The organism is Sphingopyxis jiangsuensis (assembly GCF_016734905.1).
GTDB classification, from domain to species: domain Bacteria; phylum Pseudomonadota; class Alphaproteobacteria; order Sphingomonadales; family Sphingomonadaceae; genus Sphingopyxis; species Sphingopyxis jiangsuensis.
Map to the genome: position 1 here is coordinate 1,092,160 of NZ_JAERPO010000002.1, position 18,700 is coordinate 1,110,859.

Sequence of the window (18,700 nt, forward strand, 5' to 3'; positions counted from 1 at the left end):
TGGGCAGCGGGAATATGACCCGCGACTCCTGTGCAGGCCGATCGCGCGACCGAGTCAAGCTGTTGGCAAAGGCGGCGCCAATCCCTAAAGCCGCGCTATTCGCCCGACAACAAACCACCACAATATTTCTATATATCTATATGATGAAAGAAAGAGGGGCCGCGTGAAGGCGTCACCGAAGAGCTTGCTGGCAACGCTGCGCGGGGTGCGGCAGGACAGGCCTGCGATGTGGCTGATGCGTCAGGCGGGACGTTATCTCCCCGAATATCGCGCGCTCCGCGAAACGAAGGGGGGCTTCCTCGAGCTTTGCTACGATCCCGAGGCGGCGGCCGAGGTCACGATGCAGCCGATCCGGCGCTTCGGTTTCGACGGCGCGATTCTCTTTTCAGACATTCTCGTCATACCGCATGCCTTGGGGCAGGATCTGTGGTTCGAAGCGGGCGAGGGGCCTCGGCTCGCGCCGGCGCTCGTCGATCACGCGCTCGAAAGCCTGACCGCTGCGCCCGCGCGGCTCGATCCGGTCTATGCAACGGTCGCGCGTGTCGCCGCGGCGCTCGCGCCCGAGACAACCTTTCTTGGCTTTGCCGGGAGCCCTTGGACGGTCGCGACCTATATGGTCGCGGGGCAAGGGTCGAAGGATCAGGCGGCGGCGCGGCGCATGGCGTTTGGCGACGCATCCGCATTCGGCGCTATTATTGATGCGATCGTCGACGTTACCGTAACTTACCTGTCGGGACAGATCGAACAGGGGGTCGAAGCGGTCCAGCTCTTCGACAGCTGGGCAGGAAGCCTCAGTCCCGCGCAGTTCGAGCAGTGGGTCATCGCGCCGAACGCCGAAATCGTACGCCGAATCAAACAGATGCACCCAGACACGCCCGTCATCGGTTTCCCCAAGGGCGCGGGCGCCAAGCTCGTCGCCTATACTAACGAAACCGGCGTCGATGCGGTCGGGCTTGACGAGACGATCGACCCGGCATGGGCCAATGCCGTCTTGCCGTCACAACTGCCGGTCCAGGGCAATCTCGACCCGCTCGCGCTGATCGCGGGCGGTGAAGCGCTCGATACAGCGATCGACCGCATCCTTGCAGCCTTTCCGGACAGGCCCCATATATTCAATCTCGGCCACGGCATCCTGCCCGACACGCCCATCGCGCATGTCGAACATCTCATCAGGCGCGTTCGGGACTAAATTATGGATATGACCGGATTTTTGGGAGCGACGATGCTGTGGATCAAGGCGGGGCACGTCATTTTCGTCATCTTTCTGATGGCGGGTCTTTTCATGATGCCGCGCTTCTTCGTTTATCATCAGCAATGCGCGGTCGGTTCGGACGAAGACAGAAAGTGGATCGAGCGCGAGGATCGGTTGCGGCGGATCATCCTCAACCCGTCGCTGGCGATCGTGTGGGTCTTTGGGCTGATGTTGGCGTTTAACGGCAATTATTGGGGCCAAGGCTGGTTCATCGCCAAACTTGTGCTGGTGATCGCGCTGTCGGGCTATCATGGCTGGACGATCGGCTATTTCAAGAAGCTGCAGAAGGGCGAACGCCCGCTGACCGAAAAGCAGCTTCGATTGCTCAACGAAGTTCCCGGCGCCGCCGCGGCTATCATTGTCATACTCGCGGTCATTCGTCCCTGACCGCGTCCGGTTCGCGTTACGCCGATTGACTTGGACCAAAGCGGGTTATAGGGGCCGATCGAACCTGTTCCACGCAGGCGGCGCACCCGATCGCGCCGAATCTATCGACAACGGCTGTCCCCCAGCCGGATAGGCACCACCCGGTGCGACAGAAACTGATATCCTCCATCGAATTTTACCCTGGAATCCATCGATGCACCTCAAAGAACTCAAAACCAAATCGCCCGCCCAACTCGTTGAAATGGCGGAAGAACTCGGCGTCGAAGGTGCGTCGACCTTGCGCAAGCAAGATTTGATGTTCTCGATCCTCAAGGAGCTCGCCGAAGAAGGCGAGGAGATTATCGGATCGGGAACCATCGAAGTGTTGCCCGACAGCTTCGGCTTTCTGCGCTCGTCGGAAGCCAATTATCTTGCCGGGCCTGACGACATCTATGTCTCGCCGAACCAGGTTCGCAAATTCGGGCTGCGCACTGGCGATACGGTCGAAGGCGAGATCCGCGCCCCCCGCGACGGCGAACGCTATTTTGCGCTCACCAAGCTGATCAGCGTCAATTTCGACGATCCCGACGTCGTGCGGCACCGCGTCAATTTCGACAACCTCACGCCGCTCTATCCGAACCAGAAATTGTCGCTCGACACGGTCGATCCGACGGTCAAGGACAAGTCGGCGCGCGTCATCGATCTCGTCAGCCCGCAGGGCAAGGGGCAGCGCGCACTGATCGTTGCGCCGCCGCGTACCGGTAAGACGGTGCTGCTCCAGAATATCGCGAAGGCGATCACCGACAATCATCCCGAAGTCTATCTGATCGTCCTCCTCGTCGACGAACGGCCTGAGGAAGTCACCGACATGCAGCGAAGCGTGAAGGGCGAGGTTGTCTCCTCGACCTTTGACGAACCCGCAACGCGCCACGTCCAGGTTGCTGAAATGGTGATCGAAAAGGCGAAGCGCCTCGTCGAACACAAGAAGGATGTCGTGATCCTGCTCGACTCGATTACCCGCCTCGGACGGGCTTACAACACCGTCGTTCCCTCGTCGGGCAAGGTGCTCACGGGCGGCGTCGACGCCAATGCGCTCCAGCGTCCGAAGCGCTTCTTCGGCGCCGCACGCAATATCGAGGAGGGTGGATCGCTTTCGATCATCGCCACCGCGCTCATCGATACCGGAAGCCGCATGGACGAGGTTATTTTTGAAGAGTTCAAGGGCACCGGTAACAGCGAAATCGTGCTCGACCGCAAGGTTTCCGACAAGCGCATCTTCCCGTCGCTCGATGTCGGCAAGTCAGGCACGCGCAAGGAAGAACTGCTCGTCGAAAAGGACAAGCTGTCGAAAATGTGGGTGCTGCGCCGTATCCTCATGCAGATGGGCACCGTCGACGCGATGGAGTTCCTGCTCGACAAGATCAAGGATTCGAAAACGAACGAAGATTTCTTCGATTCGATGAACCAATAATCGCGGCGCGGGTTAGGGCGATATGCTGGACTTTCTGATGCAGGCTGGCGCCCATGCCGGCGGATTTGGCGGACCCGCAGGGATGTGGGACGCCATCGTCTCCGATTTTTCGAACATCACTGAGCCTGCCGCCTTTGCGGCTTTCCTGCAGGTGCTGATGATCGACATCGTGCTCGCGGGCGACAATGCGATCGTTGTCGGTGCGCTCGCCGCAGGGCTTCCCGCCGATCAGCGCCGCAAGGTTATCATGATCGGCGTGCTGGCCGCGCTTGTCCTGCGCATCGCCTTCGCCCTCGTCGTGACCCAGCTGATGCAGATCGTCGGCCTGATTTTCGTCGGCGGCCTGCTGCTCGTGTGGGTTGCCTGGAAGATGTGGCGCGAGCTGCGCGAGGGCGCCCATTCGGCGGGCTCGCCCGAAATCGAGGGCGATGAACATTCGGGACTGAAGCCGGCGAAAAGCTTTGCCGGGGCCGCCTGGGCGGTCGCGGTCGCCGACGTCAGCATGAGCCTCGACAATGTGCTGGCTGTCGCCGGTGCAGCGCGCGATCACCCCGGAATCCTGATCGTTGGCCTGATCTTCGCGGTGGCGCTGATGGGTCTCGCGGCGAACATTATCGCCAAATATATCGAGCGCTATCGCTGGATCGCCTATGTCGGACTCGTGGTCATTCTCTATGTCGCGGTGAAGATGATCGTCGACGGTTGGGTCGACCCGAGTGTCGGCGTCGGGACGCTGTTCGGCTGAACCCAAGGCTTTGTATATGCCGCGCTTTGCGATAGCATGATTCTATAGGGGCGTGCTGACTAGCGAGGCGCATATGAAGAAGCTTGGACTGATCGTCGTGGCCGTTTCGATGTTTTCGAGTGCGACCGCATGCGCCGAGGAACCGGCTTCGACGAAGCCGACAGCAAACGTCCAGGTCTTCGATGTAACGAGCGGATCGCGCCCCCACGACGTGGCGCCCGCTCCGGACGGAAAGATCTGGTACACGGCGCAGCGTCAGGGCGCGCTTGGTATCCTCGATCCTGCGACCGGTGCGGTCGAACAGATTCCGCTCGGTCCCGATTCGGCGCCGCACGGCGTGATTCAGGGGCCCGACGGCATGGCCTGGATCACCGACGGCGGGCAGAATGCGATCGTCCGCTTCGACCCCGCCACGCGCAAGATCGACGTCTGGAAGCTTCCCGCGGACAGCGGCTACACCAATCTCAACACCGGCGCGTTCGACGGCAAGGGCGTGCATTGGTTTACCGGACAGAATGGCATCTATGGCCGGGTGTCGGCCTTGGACGGCAAGGTGACTATCTGGAAGGACCCGAAAGGGCGCGGCCCCTATGGCATCGCGACCGCCCCCGACGGCACCGTCTGGTATGTCTCGCTTGCGGGCAGCCACCTCGCGCGGATCGACAGCGAGGATGGCAGCATCGAAACGATCGAACCGCCGACGCCGGGTGCTGGGCTGCGCCGTGTATGGGCCGACAGCAAGGGTGATCTGTGGATAACCGGCTGGAATAGCGGCGAACTCTATCGCTATCGCCCCGCTGCCAAGAGCTGGAAGACATGGAAGCTGCCGGGTGAGGCACCCAAGGCCTATGCCGTCTATGTCGATGAGCGCGACCTTGTGTGGGTGAGCGATTTTGCCGCCAACGCCACGCTGGTGTTCGATGCTGCAGACGAGAGTTGGACCAGCTATGCGGGGAGCGCACCGGGAGCCAATGTTCGCCAGATACTCGGACGCCCGGGGCAGATATTCCTTCCCGAATCGGGCACCGACCGCATCATGGTGGTGACGACCGCCGAATGAGGACGACCGCAACATTTTTCACGCTGTTGGCGGGTGGTGCCTGCTTCGCCGCTATGGCCATCGCTCAGACCCCCACTCCCCGCCCCGCAACGGGCGAGCGGGCGTTTCAGCGCTGCTACAGCTGCCATTCGCTCGACGCGACCGAGACGGGGCTTAGCGGTCCCAATCTCGACCGATTGATCGGAAAGCCGATCGCGGCCGATCGCAATTTTGCCTACTCGCCGGCATTCCGCGGCTTTGCCCGGCGCGAGAAGGTCTGGACGCGCCCCTTGCTCGATCAGTTTATAGCCGACCCCGAAAAACTCGTCCCGCATAACAGTATGAGCTATTTCGGAATGAAGGACGCCGAGCAAAGGCGCGCGCTCGTCGCCTATATTGCGGCGGACCGTTGAGGGTTTAGACGCCACGCGTCACGGCCAGCGGATTCGATTTGCTGGACAAATCAACCGACCGGTTTCAATCTTGGCATATGTCGGACGATGCCATGGTTCCAGTCGCCTTGATATTTGGTCGTGGCGAAGCCCTGAGCGTCGCGGCAATGCTCGATGCTGCCGGAATCATTGTCCATGTGGGCGGCGAACATTATACGAGCGTCACAGCCCATATCATCGCTGTGGGAGGGTTTCGTTTGACGGTCCCTGTCTGGCAGCATGCCGAAGCGGTCGCCGTTCTCACCGAGTTGGTGGCTATGCCCGAACCAGAGCCTTCCCCCGATCGGCATCGAGCATTGCGCAGGCTGCTCAAAGGCATCTTGATTGCATCCAGCGTAACGATGGCGCCATTTGTCGCCATCCACGGGGTCAAAATTTTGCTGGCCATCCTGCTTTCGCCGTTGATCATGCTGCAAATTCCCGTCGATCCACGCGTGCGAGGGGAATATTTTCTCGCCTCCGACCGCGCTTGAATCATAAAGGTTGTGACCCGATCTAGGCCGCATGAGCATGCTACATATGACGCGCGTCGCGGTGGGATGTCCCGACTATGCCGCGCTCGCAGCACGGATTTCGGATCGTGCCGAGCGCGGCGAAGTCAGGCTCACGACGCGGTTTCGGCCGAAACGAGCCGATGAATTGATCGGCGGCTACCTTCATTTCATCGTTAGGCACCTGATCGTCGGCCGCGTCCGGATACTGCGCTTCGACGATCGGTCCGACGGTCGCGTCGATATCGTTTGTGCGGCGCGGCTCGAACGCGTCCATCCGCAGCCGAAACGCGCGCATCAGGGCTGGCGATATATGGCCGAGGGCGACGCACCGCGGCCAGCGGGCGATGACAGCGGAATCGCCGACCTGCCGCCCGAACTCTATCGCGAGCTTGCGGAACTCAGCCTGATTTAGCCGCCTGCGCCGCAAGCATTTTTGCCATCGTCTCCCAGACCTTGTTGATCGCTTTGAGCGGTCGAACCATCACTTTGAAATCAGCGATTTTTCCGCTGTTGTCCCAACGGATGATGTCGACTCCATTGATCCGGATGCCGTCGATTTCGGTCTCGAATTCGAGCATCGCCTGGTCGCCATCGACGATTTCGCGCAAGTAACGAAAATTGTCTCCGCCGAGCACATGGCTTGCAGCGTGAAGATAGGCGAAGACGGTGTCGCGTCCCTCCTGCGGCGTGTGGACCACCGGCGAATGAAATACAGCGTCGGGTGCGAGCAGGTCGCGCAGCGCCTGCGGATCGCCTCTGCCCTCCATATAGGCATGCCATGCGGCGAGACCGGCGTGGCCCGCGGTCGCACTCATGCGAGATGCTTTGCGAAAAATTCGCGCGTGCGGCGATCGGCGAGTTCGGCGGTGTCGTTGTCGCGCCGGTTGCCCTCGGTCACCGCGAACCCATGACCAAGTCCTTGATAATCATGGAGAGTGACCTTCGGATGCGGGTCGAGCGCCTCGTGCATCTTCGCCTGCGCCTCCGCGCTCACAAACTGGTCGTCGGTCGGGATATGGAGCATCAGGGGGTTGGCGATCGCGTGGCTTTCGCCGACCATCTGATCGATCATCACGCCATAATAGCCGACCGACGCGTCGATGTCGGTCCGTGCGGCAGCCATATAGGCAAGCCGACCGCCCAGGCAGAAGCCGACGCATCCGGTCTTTGCGGTACCCTGTGTGCGCAGCCAGCGGATCGCCGCCTCGATATCCTTGACTCCGCCGTCCGGGTCGTACCGGCCAAAATAACCGAACGCCTCCTGCAACTGCTCCTCGACATCGGGGTCGAGTTCGATTCCGGGCGCGAAGCGCCAGAAAATGTCGGGTGCGATCGCCAGATAGCCCTCGGCCGCCCAGGCATCGCATTTTTCCCGGATTCCGGCGTTCACCCCGAAAATCTCCGGGATGACGACGATGCCGCGCGACGAATCGGCATCTGGGCGCGCGACATAGGCTGGGATGTCGCCCTCGCCGTCGAGCGCGGGGATGATGGTGTTCGTCGCGGACATGATGTCACTCCTCACTCTTGCCAATTGGGCGGGAAGGCGCAAAGCTAGCGATGCTGCGGGCGGTGCTCAAGCGGCATGGCAAATCGGGGCGGAGAAGGCGCGATGAAATTCAATATCGAGATCGATTGCACCCCCGAAGAGGCACGACGGCTGGTTGGCCTCCCCGACCTGGAGCCACTTCACGACATTTATCTCAGCCGAGTCAAGGAGTTGATGGCCAAGGGAATTACGCCCGACATGGTTCAATCGATGGTGAAAAGCTGGGTTCCGATGGGCGAATCGGGGCTGGGGTTGATCCAGTCGCTGCTCGGCCAGTTCGGCGGCCCGATGATGGGGGCGTCGGCGGCGAAGGCGGATAGCGACGATAAGCCGGCGCGGGGACGCAAGAGCTGAGCGACACGGCCGCGACGGACACGATCTTTGCGCTGTCGAGCGGGATGCCGCCGGCGGCGATTGCGGTCGTGCGCATCAGCGGGCCGGCGGCGGCGAGCGCACTGACGTCACTGAGCGGGCGGCTGCCGTCACCGCGCCGCGCTTCGCTCGCGCGGCTTTGCGATCCCGAGGGAAGGGCGCTCGATCAGGCACTGATGCTTTGGTTTCCCGGACCTGCGACCGCGACTGGCGAGGATCTGGCGGAACTGCATCTGCACGGCGGCCGCGCGGTAGTGGCGGCTGTAGAACGCGCACTTGCGGCGCTGCCGGGATTGCGTGCGGCGGCGCCGGGCGAGTTCACGCGGCGCGCTTTTGCGAATGGGCGGATCGATCTCGCAGAGGCCGAAGGACTCGCCGACCTGCTCGCAGCTGAAACCGAAAGCCAGCGCGTGCAGGCGCTCGACATGGCGAGCGGGCATGTATCGCGCGCGATTGCGGGCTGGCAGGATCAACTGCTCGCGCTGATGGCGGGGGCGGAGGCCGAGTTGAATTTTTCCGACGAGGATGATGTCGAAGTTTATGAAAGTGCCGCGGAGCGTCTGGTTGGCGGGATGGGGGGGCTGGCGGCGGAGTTGGGGGAATGGCTGGCGCGGCCGGCGGCCGAGGTGATTGCCGACGGGTTGTCGGTGGTGATCGCGGGGCCGCCCAATGCCGGAAAATCGACGCTGATCAATGCCTTGGCACAGCGCGAGCTGGCGATCGTGTCGCCGCTTGCCGGGACGACGCGCGACGTGATCGAGACGCCGCTCGCGCTCGACGGGATCGCGATGCGCTTTTCGGACACCGCGGGCCTGCGCGGCGAAGGTGCCGATGTTGTCGAGGCGATCGGAATCGACCGCGCGCGCGCCGCGATCGAGGCGGCCGACATCGTCCTGTGGCTCGGCGCCCCGGACGAGGCACCCGCACACCCGCGCACCATTTTGGTCGCGGCGCAGGCCGACCGCTGGCGCGGCGACGCCGCCGCCGAAGCGCGCGCCGCGCGCTGCGACCTCGCCGTGTCGGCAACAACGGGCGAGGGGATGGCGGCGCTGCACCGCCATATCGTCGAAATGGCGCGCACGCTGTTGCCGCGCGAGGGCGAGGCGGCGCTCCGCAAACGCCAACGCGACGCACTCGCCGAAGCGCGCGACTGGCTGACCGTCGAAATCGGATCGCGCGAGGCGAGCGACCTGATCCTGCTGGCCGAACGGCTGCGCCTCGCGGGTGGCGCGCTCGACCGGATCACCGGACGCGCCGGCGTCGAGGACATGCTCGATACCTTGTTCGGTCGTTTCTGCATCGGGAAATGATGTTCCACGTGAAACAGCGCGAGCGCCGCGCTGCGGTAGCTTTGGCGCGCGTCATCGGCTAAAGCGCGCCGCAATCATGCCCAATCGCGCACTTTATGATGTCATCGTCGTCGGCGGCGGCCACGCCGGGACCGAGGCGGCAGCCGCCGCCGCGCGGCTCGGCGCGCGCGTCGCGCTCGTCAGTTTCGACCCCGCGCTGATCGGGACAATGTCGTGCAACCCCGCGATCGGCGGCCTCGGCAAGGGGCATCTGATGCGCGAGGTCGACGCGCTCGACGGCTGGATGGCGCGCGCCGCCGACGCGGCGGCGATCCATTATCGCATGCTCAACGCATCGAAGGGCGCCGCCGTCCAGGGGCCGCGCGTGCAGGCCGACCGCCGCCTCTATCGCGAGGCGATCCAGGCGATGCTCGCGTCGGAGCCGGGGATCGAGGTGATCGCGGGTGAGGCGGCAGGGCTGCGCCTGTCGCCCGACGGCGCACGCGTCGAAGCGCTCGATCTTGCCGACGGCCGCGCGCTGACCGCCGCGGCGCTTGTGCTCGCCACGGGCACCTTCCTCGGCGGGCGGCTGTTCCGCGGCGAGGAACGGATGGAGGGCGGACGCATCGGCGAGGCGGGCGCGCACCGCCTTGCCGAACAGTTGCGCGGCGCAAGTTTGCCCATGGCACGGCTCAAGACCGGGACGCCTCCGCGCCTCGACGGACGTACGATCGACTGGGCGCGGCTCGAGGAACAGCCTTCGGACGGCGGCGACTGGACCTGTTCCACGTGGAACAATCACCGCACAGTGCCGCAGATTTTCTGCGCGATTACGCGCACGAACGCCGAATCGCACCGGATCATTGCCGAGAATCTTCACCGGTCACCGCTCTTTACCGGCGCCATCGGCGCTGCGGGACCGCGTTACTGCCCCTCGATCGAGGACAAGATCCACCGCTTTGCCGACCGCGACGGCCACCAGGTCTTCCTCGAGCCCGAGGGGCTCGATACGCATCTGGTCTATCCGAACGGCATTTCGACCTCGCTCCCTGCCGATGTTCAGCTCGCGATGCTCCGCACGATGGATGGCCTCGAAAAGGTCGCAATGATCGTTCCGGGTTACGCGGTCGAGTATGACCATATCGATCCGCGCGCGCTCGACCGGACGTTGCAGGTCCGCGCAATCGCAGGCCTTTATTGCGCCGGGCAGATCAATGGCACGACCGGTTATGAAGAGGCGGCGGCGCAGGGCCTGATCGCAGGCGCGAATGCTGCGCTGAGCGTGGCGGGGCAGGGGCCGCTGATCCTCGACCGCGCGCAATCCTATATCGGGGTGATGGTCGACGATCTTGTCCTGCAGGGCGTCACCGAACCCTATCGCATGCTCACAGCGCGCGCCGAATATCGGCTGCGGCTGCGCGCCGACAATGCCGCGACGCGGCTTACGCCATCGGGGGTCGAGCTGGGGCTGGTGCGCGGCGCCACCGCCGCGCAGTTCGCGGCGCGGCAGGCGATGCGCGAGCGTGCGGCCGCGCTGCTCGACGTTGCGGCGGCCACCGCCGATTATGCCGCGCTGGGCCTGGCGCTTCCGGGCGACGGCGCGCCGCGCAAGCGCATCGACTTGCTGCGTTTTCCGGGCATGACGATCGACCGGCTGTCGGCGATTGCGCCCGAGCTGGTCGACATCGACGGCGCGATTCGCGCCGAAATCGCCGAAGATGCGCATTATGCGCCCTATGTCGCGCGGCACGACGCCGAGCTGAAAGCGCTGGCGGCGAATGAGGCGATCATTCTCGACCCCGCGCTCGATTATGCGGCGATCGGCGGATTGTCGCGCGAGATGGTCGAGCGGCTGTCGAAGGCGCGCCCCGAAACGCTGGGGCAGGCGTCGCGCGTCGATGGTGTGACGCCCGCTGCTCTCACCGCGATCCTCGTCCATAGCCGCCGGCGGGCGGCGTGATGGCGGTATCGGCGCTTCGATTTACCTCACGCAAGGCCACGAAGGGGGCGGCGCATGACCGGACTGTCCTCGGCAAAGACGGATTTGTGGTCCGCGACGCTCTTTGGGTCCTGCTATGAGAAACTTTCCCGATGGGCCTGGCCGGGCCCGCTTCGCGCCCTTGCGCCTTTGCATGAGCGATGAAAAATCTCTCGCAAAGGCGCAAAGGCGCAAAGATTATTTCGGGGGCCAGCAGGTTTGAACGGCTTGAATATATTGACGAATGAGGTCGAAGCCCGGGCGTGGATCGGGGAGGCGCTTGCGCCGACGCCCGAGCAATGGGGCAGGCTCGAGCGCTTCGCTGCGATGCTCGTCGAAGAGAATGCGCAGCAGAATTTGGTTGCGGCGTCGACGATTCCGACGATCTGGGCGCGGCATATTGCCGACAGCGCGCAGTTGCTGGCGTTCGACAAGGACGGCGAAGGGCTCTGGATCGACCTGGGGAGCGGGCCGGGGTTGCCGGGGCTGGTCGTTGCGATCCTGTCGGAGCGGCCGATGCTGCTCGTCGAATCACGGCGGCGCCGCTGCGACTTTCTGCGCGCGGTGACGGCCGAACTGGGACTCGCGCATGTCGAGGTCGCCGAAGCGCGGCTCGAGACGCTCGATACGCGCGCGGCGGCGACGATCAGCGCGCGCGCTTTTGCTCCGCTCGACCGCCTGCTCGACTTATCCGCGCGTTTTTCCACCGAATCGACGCGCTGGCTGCTTCCCAAGGGCCGAAATGCGGTAAAGGAACTGGCATTGCTGCCGCCGGCATGGCAGACTCTGTTTCACGTGGAACAGAGCCGCACCGACGTCGACAGCCAGATATTGGTCGGCACAGGCCGGATCGGCAGCAAAAAAAGAGGGAAGCGATGATCCGTATCGCCGTGGCGAACCAGAAGGGGGGAGTCGGCAAGACGACGACCGCGATCAATCTGGCGACCGCGCTCGCGGCGACGGGGTGGCGGACGCTGATTATCGACCTCGATCCGCAGGGCAATGCCTCGACCGGGCTGGGAATCAGCAAGGCGCAGCGCGATTGTTCGAGCTACGAACTGCTGCGCGGCGACGCGACGCTCGGCGAATGCACCGTGCCGACCGCGGTACCGCGCCTCGATATCGTTCCCGCTACGGTCGACCTGTCGGGCGCCGAGATCGAGCTTGTCGAATTTTCCGACCGGCTGCACCGGCTGCAATCCGCGCTCGCGAGCGCCGAAGCGGGTCAGTGGGACATCTGCCTGATCGATTGCCCGCCGTCGCTCGGCATGCTCACGCTCAACGCGCTGATTGCGGCCGAATCGCTGATCGTGCCGTTGCAGTGCGAATTTTTTGCGCTCGAAGGGCTGAGCCAGCTGCTCACCACGGTCGAGCGCGTGCGCGGCCGCTTCAATCCGCAACTGATGATCCTCGGCGTCGCGCTGACGATGTTCGACCGCCGCAACCGGTTGACCGATCAGGTGTCCGACGATGTCCGCGAATGCCTGGGGCCCGTGGTCTTCGATACGGTGATTCCGCGCAATGTGCGGCTGTCGGAGGCGCCGAGCCACGGGCTTCCGGCGCTGATTTACGATCACCGCTGTCCCGGGTCGATGGCCTATATCGCGCTCGCGCGCGAGCTTATCGGCCGCCTCCCGAACGTCCGCAAGGCCGCTTAAATGTCTGATTCAAGTGATGAAAATGCCGCTCCAACGCCGCGCAAGCGCCCGTCGGGCCTCGGCCGCGGGCTGAACGCGCTGTTCGGCGACGCCGCGGTCGAATCGCCGGTGCTTGCGAGCGCCGGCGGCGCGGCACGGCCGGCGCCGGTCGATGGCGACGCTGTCCAGCATATCGCGCTCGGCGCAATTCGTCCGCTTCCCGGGCAGCCGCGCCGCCATTTCGACGAGGCCGCGATTGCCGAACTGTCCGAATCGATCGCCGCGCGCGGGCTGCTTCAGCCGATCATCGTCCGCCGCGCCCCCGACGGGCAGGGGTATCAGCTGGTCGCGGGCGAGCGCCGCTGGCGCGCCGCGCAGCGCGCCGGGCTGCACCAGATCCCGACGCTCGTGCGCGAACTCGACGATGCCGCGACCTACGAGATTGCGCTCGTCGAGAATATCCAGCGCGAGGACCTGAATGCGATCGAAGAGGCGGTCGCCTATCGCCGCCTGATCGAGGATTATGGGCATAGCCAGGAAGCGCTGGCGAAACTCGTCGGAAAATCGCGCAGCCACGTCGCCAATTTGATGCGCCTGCTCGACCTGCCGCCGACGGTGCGCGCGATGGTCGCCGACGGATCGCTCGCAATGGGGCATGCGCGCGCGCTGATCGGCGCCGACGAGGCCGAAACGCTCGCGCGGCGCGTCGTCAAGGAGGGATTGTCGGTGCGCGCGGTCGAATCGCTCGTGCGCGACAGCCGCGCGCCGCGCAAGTCAGCCGGCGATGCGGCGCCTTCGTCGGGGCGCGATCCCGACATTGTCGCGGTCGAGCGGCACCTGTCCGAGTTGCTCGGAATCGGCACGGCGATCCAATATGCCGGCGGCGGCAAGGGCACGCTGACGCTGAAATTCGCATCGCTCGACCAGCTCGACATGATCTGCCAGAGGTTGTCGGGCGAGGGAATCTAGGGTCCTGACCCTGGGCGCGGCTGCAAATGCCGGGGCGCGCGGCGCCCTAACGCGCCCGAATGCCGTAATCGATCCGGATTCGGACCCAGCTGCCCACCTGAGGCCGCCCGCGAATGCGCGCCGGCCGCACCCTGAACTGCCATGCCGCCGCGAGGACGGCGCGGGTGATCTGCGATCCGTTGGGATATTCGTCGAGCCCGACGCAATCCTCGACGCGGTAATCGGGCGCGGTGCGGCAGGCGATCAGCCCCCAGCCGGGGCCGCTCGCGGTCGACAGAAAACCGCGCAGTTCCGCGTCGGTAGGCTCGCGATACCAGGAGGCGGCGTAGAGCGGTTCGCCATTGGGCGCCGTTCCGACCCGCTCCGAATCGCGCGCGGCGGGGGAGCCGCCGCGGTCGGGGGGGCCGTAAACCGCGCCGCCGGGCGGACGGACGCCGATTGGGGGAGCTGTCGGCGAAGGCAGCGGTTCGACTGGGATCGGCGGGGGTGGGGCGGGCTGCGGCTCGGGCATCCGCACCGGCTGCGGTTCGACCATGTCGGGTTCGGTCGGGACGGGCTGTTCGGCGGCAGCCACGCTTTCCGAGCGGCTCGATTGCGCCTCGTCCACGGACTCCTGCGGCGCGCTGATCGTCACGACGCTGATCGGTTGCAGCTTTTCGTCGGTTGGCAGTTGCGGGCCAAAGGCGAGCAGCATCAGAAGCAGCAGCGCCGTGATCAGGACGGCGAGGCTTATCGCAAAGGTGCGGCGCCCCGCCCCGATGCTGAGAAGTTCGACATAGGGGGTGGCGGAAGCGCGGCTCAGCTGGGGCAATCTTTGATGATGTCCGCTGGCCCGGATGCCAGATGCGACAGGTCGCGGAATACGGGCGCGCCCGAAGTTTTACAAGTATCTGCCCGCAAGCGCGCGCCGAACGGCCCCGCGAACGCGCCGCCTCAGGCGGGACGGAAATCGAGCGCGACGCCGTTCATGCAATAGCGCTTGCCCGTCGGCTTCGGTCCGTCGTTGAAAACATGGCCCAAATGCCCGCCGCAGCGCTTGCAATGCACCTCGGTGCGCGGATAGCCGAGGTCATAGTCGGTGCCGGTACCGATCGCGCCCTTCAATGGCGCCCAGAAGCTGGGCCAGCCGGTGCGGCTGTCATATTTGGTCTTGCTCGAATAGAGCGGCAGCGCGCACCCAGCGCAGACAAAGGTTCCGGCGCGTTTTTCGCCGTCGAGCGGGCTCGAATAGGGGCGTTCGGTGGCCGCCTCGCGCAGCACGCGAAACTCCATCGGGGTCAGCCGCTTGCGCCATTCGGCCTCGCTCAGCCGCCAGCCGGGCGCCGCCTGCGGGCGCGAACCCGACTTGGCGAACAGCATCGGCGCGCCGATCAGCGCGCCGCCGAGGGCGAGTCCGGACAATATATAGCGGCGTTCGATCATGTCGGGCTTTCTCATTGCCCCTTGTTCGGTGGCGACGCCCGCCCGGTTTCAGCGCGCGTCAGTATTTTTCGAGCGTGACGTTCATGTGGCGATAGCCGTGGACGAAGCTGGCGTGGACGCGCTCGGGCTCGGCCTCGACATTCACGCGGAGGCGGCGCCGCTGCATTTCGGAAATCAGCGTCGTCAGCTGAAGCTCGGCGACGCGCGCGCCGACGCAGCGGTGGATGCCGTAACCGAAGGCGAGGTGGCGGCGCGCATTTTCGCGGTCGACGATGATGCGGTCGCCGTCGGGAAAGACGCTCTCGTCGCGGTTCGCCGAAGCATACCAGAGCGCGATCTTGTCGCGCGCCCTGATCTGCTGGCCGAACAGCTCGGTATCCTCCATCGCGGTGCGGCGCATGTGCGCGAGCGGGGTCTGCCAGCGGATAATCTCGTGCATCGCATTGACCGCGAGTTCGGGATCGTGGTTCGATTCGAGCTTCGCGCGCTCGTCGGGGAAGCGATGGAGGCCATAGGCATAGGCCGACATCGAATTGCGCGTCGTGTCGTTGCCGCCGACGATGAGCAGGATGAGGTTGCCCATGAATTCCTCATGGCTCATGTGGCTCATCGCGTCCGACTGGAGCATGATCGAGATCAGGTCGTGCTTGCCGGGATTCTTGGCCTTGTGATCCCATAACTCCTTGAAAGCAGCGCCCATTTCATAGGCGGTCGCGAGCCGCGCCTGGCGCTCCTCGACCGTGCCGAAGCTTTCGATATCGCCGAGGCGGTCGGACCAGCCGGTGAGCTTGTGCCGGTCGGCCCAGGGAAAGTCGAAGAGGATCGCGAGCATGTCGGTCGTGAGTTCGATCGACACTTTTTCGACCCAGTCGAACGTCTCGCCGACGGGCAGCGTGTCGAGAAGGTCGCTCGTGCGCTGCTGCGTGTCGGCGCGCATCCGCTCGATTTCGGAGGGGCCGAAGGCGGGCGCGACGGTGCGCCGCTGCGCGGTGTGCTGCGGCGGGTCCATCGCGATGAACATCGGCATCGGGACCTCGCCCTCTTTCAGATGGTCGACCCCGTCGCCGGCGACGGTGATGCCGCCATATTGCCACGACGAGGAGAAGATCTTGGGCAGCGCCTCGACATGCTGGATCGGCTTGTAGGTCGTGACCGACCAATAGGGGCCGAACTTCGAATCCTCGCAATAATAGATCGGCGATTCGGTGCGCAGCTGGCGCATCGGCTCCTGCCAGCGATCCTCGCTCCACAGCTCGGCGCGGCTGACGTCGAGCGGATTGGCGGCGGCAGCGGGGGATTCGCGAACGACGGTGGCCATGGGGCAGCTCCTCTCTTGGCCGTCTGATGCGGCCCGATCAGTTGCAGAATGCCACTATTAACAGCTTTGTCAACGAAGCGCTGGCGAATCGCCCTGCGCGCGCGCCGTGCCGCGCCAGAATTTCCACCCGCCGCCGCCGCTGAGCACGCCCGAGCGGAAGAGGCGGACCGAGAGAAGGATGACGAGTCCGACCCACAGCGCCTGCCAGCCGAGCGCGAGCAGGTGGACCGCGTGGTCGCCGTCGGTCGCGGCGCGCGCCGCCATCGCGAGCGGCGACGAGAAGGGGAATATCTGCGCGACGGTCGCGAGCGTCGTGCCGGGCGCGCTCGCCGCGGCCGCCGACAGGCTGAACATGCCGACCTGGAAAATGGTGATCGGCAGGCTGAGCATCTGGATTTCGCGCACCGTCCCCGCCTGCGCGCCGACGCCGAGGAACACCGCGCCGAGCAGCAGGAACTCCATGACGAAATAGGCAAAGCAGATGGCGATGAAGAAAGCCCAGCCGGTTGCAGGGGCGGCGCCGAGCGCGGCTGCGGCCGGACTCGCCGCATTGGCAGCCGCGACTGCCGCGGGGTCCATCTGCGTCGCGGCGATGAAACCGCCGCCGACCGCCATCGCCGACCAGAAAGCGATGAAAAGGATCGCGACGCCGAGCAGGCCGAGCAGCTTGCCGAGAAAGACGCTTTCGAGCGGCACGGCCGCCGCCAGTATCTCGATGACCTTGTTGCCTTTTTCTTCGGCGAGCATCCCCACCGCCTGTCCCGCGAGGAGCAGGGTGAGGAGGAAGATGGTGAAGACCGCGCCAAAGCCCATCGATTGCTGCGCCGCGACGCTGGTGCCGCCGGTCGCGACGCTTTCGAAGCGCGCTTCGACCGGGGTGACCGTCCCCGCGGCGCGGTCGCGCATCACGGCGTCGGCGAGCAGCGCGAGATAGCGTCCCGAGCGGCTGCCCGCTTCCTGCTCGACGATCGCGGGTGCGGCAAGCGGGCCGTGCATCACCGCATAGGTGTCGCTTCCCTTTTCGCGCATCACCGCGCGCGGGTCGTCGCCGGGGGCGGCGACACGGATGAGCAGCGTCGGCGGGGCGCCGCGTCCCGCGAGCGCGGCGCGCAGCCGCTGGTCGGCGCTGCGCAGCGCCTCGATATCGGCGGCGTCGGCCAGCGCGACGATGCGTCCCGCGCCGCGCGCGCTGTCGGCGAGCTGCGACGCGCCGAGCCCGCCGATCGCGCCGAGGCCGATCATGAACAGCGGCGCGAGGAGGAAAAGGAGGAAGGTCGGCGTTGCGACGATCGAAAGAAAGTCGCGCCGCGCGATAACGAGCATGTTGCGGACGAAATGATTCATGCCGCTGCCTCCTCGACCGCGTCGCTCGTTGCGTCGGCGTCGAAGGCGGCGTCGACCTGCCGCACGATATGGACGAAGGCATCGTGCAATCCGGGGCGCGCGATCGACAGCCCGGCGACGCCGAACCCGCTCGCGGTGATGCGCGTGAGCAGCGGCTCGATCGCCGTGTCGTCGACGGGAAAATACCAGGCGTCGCCGCGCCGCTCGGCGCCCGCGGGGAGCAGAGCGGCGATGGCGGGGGCGTCGGCGTCGCCGCGCGGCGTATAGCGCACCTGCATCGGCAGCAGCGCGCGCGCATCGTCGACACTGCCCTCGAAGCGGCGCTGCGACCGTGCGATGATCGCGATCCGGTCGCACAGCCGCTCGGCATGCGCCATGACATGCGTCGAAAAGAGGATCGTCGCGCCGCGGTCGCGCTCGCGCCGGACGAGCATTTCGAGCCGTTCCTGGTTGACGGGGTCGAGCCCCGAAAAAGGCTCGTCGAGGACGATAAGGTCGGGCGCGTGGACGATCGACCCGATGAGCTGGATCATCTGCGCCATGCCTTTCGACATCTTGCGGATCTTTTCGTCGACGACGCGTTCGAGCCCGAGTTCGCCCATGAAGGCGGCGGCGCGGCGGCGCCCCTCGCGCCAGTCGAGCCCGCGCAGCGCGCCCATGAAGGCGATCGCCTCGCGCGCCTTCATCCCGGGATAAAGGCCTCGTTCTTCAGGCAGATAGCCGATGCGGTGGCGCACGGCGCGCGGCGCGTGGCCGCCAAGCAGGCGGCTTTGGCCCGCGTCGGGGTCGATGATGCCGAGCGTCATGCGCAGGCTCGTCGTCTTGCCCGCGCCATTGGGGCCGAGCACGCCATAGATGCTGCCCGATGGAACCTGCAGCGAGACGCCGTCGACCGCCTTGAATCCGCCGAAATCTTTCGAGAGGCCGGTCGCCTCGACGCTATAGTCGGTCAAAAGCTGGTCCCCGTGCTGACATATCCCGACCTATGGCATGGACGGGTGCT

21 protein-coding genes are annotated in these 18,700 nt (G+C 65.2%); 14 read left to right on the forward strand and 7 right to left on the reverse strand.

Annotated features, from left to right (window positions below; all coding sequences use genetic code 11):
* Positions 1–163: 163 nt before the first annotated feature.
* The 8 genes from hemE to JI743_RS11990 all read left to right on the forward strand — a co-directional run bounded on the left by hemE (position 164) and on the right by JI743_RS11990 (position 6,231).
* Positions 164–1,189: a uroporphyrinogen decarboxylase gene (hemE, locus tag JI743_RS11955; RefSeq protein WP_201928518.1), complete on the forward strand. Its 1,026-nt coding sequence runs from the start codon at positions 164–166 to the stop codon at positions 1,187–1,189.
* A 9-nt stretch (positions 1,190–1,198) separates the two neighbouring features.
* Entirely contained in the window at positions 1,199–1,639 is a 441-nt protein-coding gene (locus JI743_RS11960; RefSeq protein WP_201928519.1) for a CopD family protein, read from the forward strand.
* Between the two features lie 193 nt (positions 1,640–1,832).
* Positions 1,833–3,089, forward strand: a complete 1,257-nt coding sequence (gene rho / locus JI743_RS11965; RefSeq protein WP_201928520.1) for a transcription termination factor Rho — start codon at positions 1,833–1,835, stop codon at positions 3,087–3,089.
* 22 nt (positions 3,090–3,111) lie between these two features.
* A complete protein-coding gene (locus JI743_RS11970; protein WP_201928521.1) occupies positions 3,112–3,834 on the forward strand; it encodes a TerC family protein in 723 nt (240 codons plus the stop codon).
* Positions 3,835–3,907: 73 nt separating this feature from the next.
* Entirely contained in the window at positions 3,908–4,894 is a 987-nt protein-coding gene (locus JI743_RS11975; RefSeq protein ID WP_201928522.1) for a Vgb family protein, read from the forward strand.
* Between the two features lie 53 nt (positions 4,895–4,947).
* Entirely contained in the window at positions 4,948–5,286 is a 339-nt protein-coding gene (locus tag JI743_RS11980; protein WP_201928523.1) for a c-type cytochrome, read from the forward strand.
* Between the two features lie 77 nt (positions 5,287–5,363).
* Entirely contained in the window at positions 5,364–5,798 is a 435-nt protein-coding gene (locus tag JI743_RS11985; RefSeq protein WP_201928524.1) for a hypothetical protein, read from the forward strand.
* A gap of 31 nt (positions 5,799–5,829) precedes the next feature.
* Entirely contained in the window at positions 5,830–6,231 is a 402-nt protein-coding gene (locus tag JI743_RS11990; RefSeq protein WP_201928525.1) for a DUF1489 domain-containing protein, read from the forward strand.
* Here JI743_RS11990 and JI743_RS11995 read toward each other — a convergent pair.
* Positions 6,218–6,634, reverse strand: a complete 417-nt coding sequence (locus tag JI743_RS11995) for a nuclear transport factor 2 family protein (protein ID WP_201928526.1) — start codon at positions 6,632–6,634, stop codon at positions 6,218–6,220. The two genes, JI743_RS11990 and JI743_RS11995, sit on opposite strands and share 14 nt — an antisense overlap.
* Entirely contained in the window at positions 6,631–7,329 is a 699-nt protein-coding gene (locus JI743_RS12000) for a dienelactone hydrolase family protein (protein ID WP_201928527.1), read from the reverse strand. The genes JI743_RS11995 and JI743_RS12000 overlap by 4 nt, the downstream gene beginning before the upstream one ends.
* A gap of 102 nt (positions 7,330–7,431) precedes the next feature.
* Between JI743_RS12000 and JI743_RS12005 the strand changes: the two genes are divergently transcribed.
* The 6 genes from JI743_RS12005 to JI743_RS12030 all read left to right on the forward strand — a co-directional run bounded on the left by JI743_RS12005 (position 7,432) and on the right by JI743_RS12030 (position 13,613).
* The gene (locus tag JI743_RS12005; RefSeq protein WP_201928528.1) at positions 7,432–7,722 is read left to right on the forward strand and encodes a DUF6489 family protein; all 291 of its coding nucleotides are present in this window, start codon (positions 7,432–7,434) and stop codon (positions 7,720–7,722) included.
* A 23-nt stretch (positions 7,723–7,745) separates the two neighbouring features.
* Complete coding sequence (mnmE, locus tag JI743_RS12010; protein WP_330902797.1) at positions 7,746–9,050, forward strand: tRNA uridine-5-carboxymethylaminomethyl(34) synthesis GTPase MnmE; 1,305 nt, start codon at positions 7,746–7,748, stop codon at positions 9,048–9,050.
* 76 nt (positions 9,051–9,126) lie between these two features.
* Entirely contained in the window at positions 9,127–10,989 is a 1,863-nt protein-coding gene (mnmG, locus tag JI743_RS12015; protein ID WP_201928530.1) for a tRNA uridine-5-carboxymethylaminomethyl(34) synthesis enzyme MnmG, read from the forward strand.
* A 255-nt stretch (positions 10,990–11,244) separates the two neighbouring features.
* The gene (gene rsmG, locus JI743_RS12020) at positions 11,245–11,886 is read left to right on the forward strand and encodes a 16S rRNA (guanine(527)-N(7))-methyltransferase RsmG (RefSeq protein ID WP_236659878.1); all 642 of its coding nucleotides are present in this window, start codon (positions 11,245–11,247) and stop codon (positions 11,884–11,886) included.
* Positions 11,883–12,665 carry a ParA family protein gene (locus JI743_RS12025; RefSeq protein ID WP_201928532.1) on the forward strand — a complete coding sequence of 261 codons (783 nt, stop codon included), beginning with the start codon at positions 11,883–11,885 and terminating at the stop codon, positions 12,663–12,665. The genes rsmG and JI743_RS12025 overlap by 4 nt, the downstream gene beginning before the upstream one ends.
* Complete coding sequence (locus JI743_RS12030) at positions 12,666–13,613, forward strand: ParB/RepB/Spo0J family partition protein (protein WP_201928533.1); 948 nt, start codon at positions 12,666–12,668, stop codon at positions 13,611–13,613.
* A 46-nt stretch (positions 13,614–13,659) separates the two neighbouring features.
* On the opposite strand, the gene JI743_RS12035 is transcribed toward JI743_RS12030, so the two are convergent.
* The 5 genes from JI743_RS12035 to JI743_RS12055 form a co-directional block, all read right to left on the reverse strand.
* Positions 13,660–14,424: a hypothetical protein gene (locus tag JI743_RS12035; RefSeq protein WP_201928534.1), complete on the reverse strand. Its 765-nt coding sequence runs from the start codon at positions 14,422–14,424 to the stop codon at positions 13,660–13,662.
* A gap of 122 nt (positions 14,425–14,546) precedes the next feature.
* Positions 14,547–15,035 (reverse strand): peptide-methionine (R)-S-oxide reductase MsrB, encoded by a 489-nt coding sequence (gene msrB / locus JI743_RS12040; protein WP_201928759.1) that lies wholly within the window; start codon positions 15,033–15,035, stop codon positions 14,547–14,549.
* 58 nt (positions 15,036–15,093) lie between these two features.
* Positions 15,094–16,353, reverse strand: coding sequence for a cytochrome P450 (locus JI743_RS12045; protein WP_201928535.1), 1,260 nt, complete (start codon positions 16,351–16,353; stop codon positions 15,094–15,096).
* 69 nt (positions 16,354–16,422) lie between these two features.
* Positions 16,423–17,697 (reverse strand): ABC transporter permease, encoded by a 1,275-nt coding sequence (locus tag JI743_RS12050; protein WP_201928536.1) that lies wholly within the window; start codon positions 17,695–17,697, stop codon positions 16,423–16,425.
* Entirely contained in the window at positions 17,694–18,650 is a 957-nt protein-coding gene (locus JI743_RS12055) for an ABC transporter ATP-binding protein (RefSeq protein WP_201928537.1), read from the reverse strand. The genes JI743_RS12050 and JI743_RS12055 overlap by 4 nt, the downstream gene beginning before the upstream one ends.
* Positions 18,651–18,700 lie beyond the last annotated feature (50 nt).

Coding starts and splice junctions, on each gene's coding strand:
- JI743_RS11960 (WP_201928519.1), top strand. CDS start 1,199: ATGACCGGATTTTTGGGAGCGACGATGCTGTGGATCAAGGCGGGGCAC.
- rho (WP_201928520.1), top strand. CDS start 1,833: ATGCACCTCAAAGAACTCAAAACCAAATCGCCCGCCCAACTCGTTGAA.
- JI743_RS11970 (WP_201928521.1), top strand. CDS start 3,112: ATGCTGGACTTTCTGATGCAGGCTGGCGCCCATGCCGGCGGATTTGGC.
- JI743_RS11975 (WP_201928522.1), top strand. CDS start 3,908: ATGAAGAAGCTTGGACTGATCGTCGTGGCCGTTTCGATGTTTTCGAGT.
- JI743_RS11980 (WP_201928523.1), top strand. CDS start 4,948: ATGGCCATCGCTCAGACCCCCACTCCCCGCCCCGCAACGGGCGAGCGG.
- JI743_RS11985 (WP_201928524.1), top strand. CDS start 5,364: ATGTCGGACGATGCCATGGTTCCAGTCGCCTTGATATTTGGTCGTGGC.
- JI743_RS11990 (WP_201928525.1), top strand. CDS start 5,830: ATGAGCATGCTACATATGACGCGCGTCGCGGTGGGATGTCCCGACTAT.
- JI743_RS11995 (WP_201928526.1), bottom strand. CDS start 6,634: ATGAGTGCGACCGCGGGCCACGCCGGTCTCGCCGCATGGCATGCCTAT.
- JI743_RS12000 (WP_201928527.1), bottom strand. CDS start 7,329: ATGTCCGCGACGAACACCATCATCCCCGCGCTCGACGGCGAGGGCGAC.
- JI743_RS12005 (WP_201928528.1), top strand. CDS start 7,432: ATGAAATTCAATATCGAGATCGATTGCACCCCCGAAGAGGCACGACGG.
- mnmG (WP_201928530.1), top strand. CDS start 9,127: ATGCCCAATCGCGCACTTTATGATGTCATCGTCGTCGGCGGCGGCCAC.
- JI743_RS12025 (WP_201928532.1), top strand. CDS start 11,883: ATGATCCGTATCGCCGTGGCGAACCAGAAGGGGGGAGTCGGCAAGACG.
- JI743_RS12030 (WP_201928533.1), top strand. CDS start 12,666: ATGTCTGATTCAAGTGATGAAAATGCCGCTCCAACGCCGCGCAAGCGC.
- msrB (WP_201928759.1), bottom strand. CDS start 15,035: ATGATCGAACGCCGCTATATATTGTCCGGACTCGCCCTCGGCGGCGCG.
- JI743_RS12045 (WP_201928535.1), bottom strand. CDS start 16,353: ATGGCCACCGTCGTTCGCGAATCCCCCGCTGCCGCCGCCAATCCGCTC.
- JI743_RS12050 (WP_201928536.1), bottom strand. CDS start 17,697: ATGAATCATTTCGTCCGCAACATGCTCGTTATCGCGCGGCGCGACTTT.